General features: G+C 57.1%; 5 protein-coding genes. All 5 read left to right on the forward strand.

Annotated elements, in window-relative coordinates; all coding sequences use genetic code 11:
* Positions 1 to 495: class I adenylate-forming enzyme family protein (locus tag BG842_RS21080; RefSeq protein ID WP_139136223.1), on the forward strand; the 495-nt coding region annotated here is incomplete at its 5' end.
* A 100-nt stretch (positions 496 to 595) separates the two neighbouring features.
* A complete protein-coding gene (locus BG842_RS21085) occupies positions 596 to 1,507 on the forward strand; it encodes a carboxylesterase (protein ID WP_069452331.1) in 912 nt (303 codons plus the stop codon).
* Positions 1,508 to 2,069: 562 nt separating this feature from the next.
* Entirely contained in the window at positions 2,070 to 3,017 is a 948-nt protein-coding gene (locus BG842_RS21090; protein ID WP_069452335.1) for a zinc-binding dehydrogenase, read from the forward strand.
* Between the two features lie 467 nt (positions 3,018 to 3,484).
* Entirely contained in the window at positions 3,485 to 3,685 is a 201-nt protein-coding gene (locus BG842_RS21100; protein WP_069452333.1) for a hypothetical protein, read from the forward strand.
* A 214-nt stretch (positions 3,686 to 3,899) separates the two neighbouring features.
* Positions 3,900 to 4,870: FAD-binding oxidoreductase (locus tag BG842_RS21105; protein ID WP_069452334.1), on the forward strand; the 971-nt coding region annotated here is incomplete at its 3' end.

The raw sequence follows: 4,870 nt of genomic DNA on the forward strand, positions 1-4,870 counted from the left end.
GTTCGCGGAAACATGATTCTCGAACGGTACTGGAACAAGCCTGATGAGACGCACGAGGCGTTCAACGACCGTATAGAGGGCTGGTTCCACACGGGTGACCTCGCAACGGTGGATGAACAAGGATTCCTCACAATTCAAGACCGTAAGAAGGATATCATCATCTCCGGCGGGGAGAACATCTCAAGTCTCGAACTCGAAGATGTTCTGCACGACCACCCGGCCATCTCGGAAGTTGCCATCATCCCGATACCGAGCGACAAGTGGGGTGAATCACCGAAGGCGTATGTCCTTCCCACGAACGGCGACTCGAAAGACCCGGGCGTCACCGAAGACGAACTGGAGTCGTTCATGCGCGAATCGCTCGCGGGCTACAAGGTGGTCAAAGAAGTCGAGTTCGTCGAGTCGTTACCGACGACGGCGACCGGAAAAATCCAGAAGTACGAACTCCGAAAGCGCGAGTGGGACGCAGAAGACCGGATGGTCGGGGAAGGATAAATCAAATCCCACGCGGCACTATGGAGCCTCGTCACCAGACGAGGTTGACGGTTCACATATCAACCACCCTCTTATTTAATTCGTAGCCAAGTTCTACTGTATGGAATTGATAGCACATGACGTATATGCGGCAGACGAGACGCAGCTGCGTGTCTGGGAACAGACGACAGATGGCGCCGAGGAAGCCGTCTTGTTCCTGCACGGCGGGATGACGTCGTCGAAGGCGCTTCTCGCGCCGCCGGTCCCCGACGACGATTCGTATTCGTGGTTGAATCGTGCGGCTGAGCACGGACAGGCAGTCTTCGCGCTCGACGTACGCGGGTACGGCGAAAGCGAGCGACCACCGGAGATGCAGGTGCCCCCTGAAGAAAACGGCCCGGCAGTTCGCGCAGCAGATGCAGCGATGGACGTTGAAGCGGCCTACGAGTTCGTCCGTGATCGATTCGACGCGATTCACCTCGTTGGCATCTCGTGGGGGACAATGACCGGCGGAACGTTCGTCTCGGAGTCTGCGCCCGAACTCGAATCGCTCGTCCTGTGTGCACCCGTCTACGCCCCGCCGTACGACTTCGAAGACGGACTCGCCGGACTCGGCCTCGAACCCGGCCTCGACGCTTATTACAAAGAAGAGAAACCGACGGTGATGGCACGGCAAGGAATGGAGGAACCAACGCCATTGTTCGAGGCTATCTGGGAGACGCAGGTCTCCTCAAATCAGGGCGTCGAGGGAGAAGACGCGTACATCGCCCAGACGGGTGCGCTGGCCGACGTCCGAGATGGCTGTGAAGGGACACCGGTTTACGACGCCGACGCTATCGAGGTGCCGACACTCGTGGTCCGCGGAAGCGAAGATGCAGTCGCCCAGCGGAGCGATGCGCTCACGCTGTACGATGAACTCGGAAGCGACGAGAAACAGTACCTCGAAATCGGCGGTGGTACCCACTTCGTGATGCACGGGCCGCACAGACACTCGTTGTACGATTCGGTCTACGACTTCCAACAGCGATTCTGAGGCGGTCAACGATGCCTTCTGACCTTTCGGGGTTGGTATCGTCTTCGTCCTCCGAGGGGAAGACGTCGAGCGTCCCGTCGTCAGTTGCGGTTTCGACGGCGGCCATGTGTTTGCAGACAGCGTTGCGGTGGACGTGATGCGGACACGTGCAGGCCATCAGCTCGTGAGTCACGTCGTCAATGGAGACTGTGTACTGGTGGGCTGCGGGGCTCTCGTGGCTCTCGTTGGTCACTTCGACTATTCCAGGGGCATCGACGTCGAAGGAGAACTGTTCCCACTGTGCGCGTTGCTGTGCCGTCTCGTCAGCTTCAAATCCTGTGGATTGTTTTGTACTCATGATCTTTCCAATCTATTCAGGAAGACCAGTGTTGGTTCTGTTCGGACAGACATGACTCGTCCAAACGCATTATCGTCGACTGCTGATTGAAATATTAGCTACTTCTAATTAATGCAATTTATTGCGGTTCGCCTCCCCGCCAAACAACCTGCGATTTAATTCGGGCTTCCCAGTACCACCCCAGTGGACACAATCTATACTCCAGTAGCGGTGGTACTGTTGGGTATGGACGCAATGGTTATCACAGACTTCGGTGGTACCGACATATTCGAAAACCGCGATGTCGAGAAGCCATCTCCTGGACCGACCGAAGTCCTGGTTCGGGTGCATGCGTCGTCAGTCAATCCTGTCGACTACAAGATTCGCCAAGCTGGATCATGGGCTGGTATTTCCCCGCCAACAGTCATTGGGTACGATGTCTCCGGGGTTGTCGAAGCTGTGGGCGAAGCTGTCATGGACTTCGAACCTGGTGACGAAGTGTTCTACACACCGGAGATCTTCGGCAACCAGGGGAGTTACGCCGAATACCACGTCGCCGATGAGTCAATCGTCGCTCAGAAGCCTACAAATCTTTCCCACACCGAAGCAGCGGCGCTCCCGCTCGCTGGTGGAACCGCATGGGAGGCAATCATCACGCGGGGCAATGTGGCGGCTGGTGAGACAGCACTGATCCACGGCACCGGCGGTGTCGGTGCCCACGCGGTACAGATCGCGCACGCTGCCGGAGCACAGGTCATCGCAACAGCGAGCCCTGAGATGGTTGAACAGACCGAAAATCTCGGTGCGGCTCGCGCAATCGACTACAAATCCGAGGAATTTACCGACGTAATTGAGTCAGAGTTCGATGAACATGTTGATCTCGTCTTCGACACTGTCGGGGGTGATACGCTGGTCGAAAGCACCGGCATTACGAAGCCGCATGGTCAACTGGTTACCATTCTCGAACCGGAGGGTGAATGGGGGAATGCATACCAGAAGAACCTCTCAATTGAGATGCTGTTCCTTGAACGTAGTCGACGGCCACTCGAGGGATTACGACGGCTCGCTGAGCGTGGTCAGCTCGAACCGGTTATCGATTCAGTTCTTCCCTTGGAGGAGGTGGCGAAGGCACACGAGATGGTCGAAGGAAGCGGACTCACTGGCAAGGTTGTATTGGATATCGCCGGTGACTGAAAATCACTGAAGCGACTTTTGCACTGACACCCCATGCAGGGGGAGAACGAAATTTAGAGTGCTCCTCGATGTTGGTATACAATACTAATTACCATTGGCGTCGTATCCTGAAGTGCGACTGAGGGACAGTGAGGAAGAGTTTGCTTGATGAAAAAGAATTAGAGGTAGCACTCCCAAACAACGAAGACACTCAGGGTGTGATCTGCGTGCGCTCCCGATTGAGTGACTTCATTCGAATTCGGCTATGGCCTCGTAGGTCTCGAATACAAGGACAACATCGACGTCGTACTCTCGTGTGACTTCCGTCATCGGGTTTACAAAACTTCCCGTGAGCCACGTACTGCAAAGGCGATCCTCGTTAACTTCGAGTACATCCCGGATTTGTGGCCACGTTAGTTTGCGTTCGTTATTGGTCATTGCAGTGGAGTATCGGTACTTGGTTACTGTGATACTGGCACCTAATCGCGATGCCGGAACCAAACATCGATTTCCTCACCATCGGTTTCAACGCGGTAGCTGTAGGAGTCAAGTTCACGTCCAGTCTCGTCTCTGAGAGTGTCCTGCAGGTCATCCGTGATGGTGCCTTCTTTCCCGTGGTGTTCGCTGTCGGGATCTGTCTCGGAGACGTAGACCTGTACGTTGTCGCCCGGTTGGTAAGGGGTGAGTGAAGAACACGCCGAAGCGTTCTGAGCTGCTGAGTCAGCAGTTGAATGTCGTCTTTCAGTCGTTTGTTAGAAGGGAGTGATAGATATAGAGGATGCATCCAGCAGATCGTCCTTGTGACAATAGTTAACATGGGCCAGGTCGTAACACAAGTAGCACTCTCCGTACTCTGCGTCAAGGATGAAGATGTAACGAGGGAGATGCAAAACGGGGCCTGTAATGACACCAACGGTAAGAGACGCTGACCAAACAGCCGTTGAAGACCTTCGAGAAACGCTTCGGGGCACCCTGATTCGGCCCACCGACGAGGACTATGACGAGGCCCGGGGCGTCTGGAACGGGATGATCGATCGTCACCCAGCGCTCATCGTCCAGTGTTCAGGCACTGCAGACGTGATTGTAGCTGTAAATTTCGCACGGGAGTACGACCTCGAGATCGCAGTGCGCGGCGGCGGTCATAACGTCGCCGGCACCGCCGTCTGCGACGACGGTATCGTCATTGATCTCTCTGCGATGCGAGCCGTGTGGATTGACCCTCCCGCACGGACAGCTCGAGTGCAGGGTGGCGCCCTGTGGGGCGACGTTGACCATGAGGCCCAGGCTCACGGACTTGCGACCCCGGGCGGCATCGTCAGTCACACCGGCGTCGCCGGGCTTACCCTCGGCGGGGGTATCGGCTGGCTGATGCGCAAGCATGGCCTCACTGTCGACAACCTGCTCTCCGCCGATATGGTGACCGCCGATGGCAAATTCATTCGAGCCTCGGAAGACGAACACTCAGACCTGTTTTGGGCGTTGCGGGGCGGTGGTGGAAACTTCGGGATCGTGACCTCCTTCGAGTTCGCCCTCCACCCTGTCGGTCCCACTGTGCTCGCCGGCCCCGTGTTCTGGGCGGCGGACGACACTGCCGCCGCGCTGCGCTTCTACCGCGACTTCGTGCAGGATGCTCCCGACGAGCTTGGCACCGTCGTCAGGTTGGGAACCATCCCTCCCCTCTCGGTCGTCCCCGAGGAGCTTCACTGGCGACCCGCCGTGGCCATCAACGCCTGCTACACAGGTCCGGTTGAGGAGGGTGAGAGTGTCCTCCGCCCGCTGCGCGAGCACGGCACACCGCTTCTTGACTTGGTCTCCCCCAAGCGGTATGTGGCGCACCAGAGCGGGCTCGACAGCACCGTTCTCCATGGATGGCA

This window comes from Haladaptatus sp. W1 (genome assembly GCF_001723155.1).
Lineage (GTDB): Archaea > Halobacteriota > Halobacteria > Halobacteriales > Haladaptataceae > Haladaptatus > Haladaptatus paucihalophilus.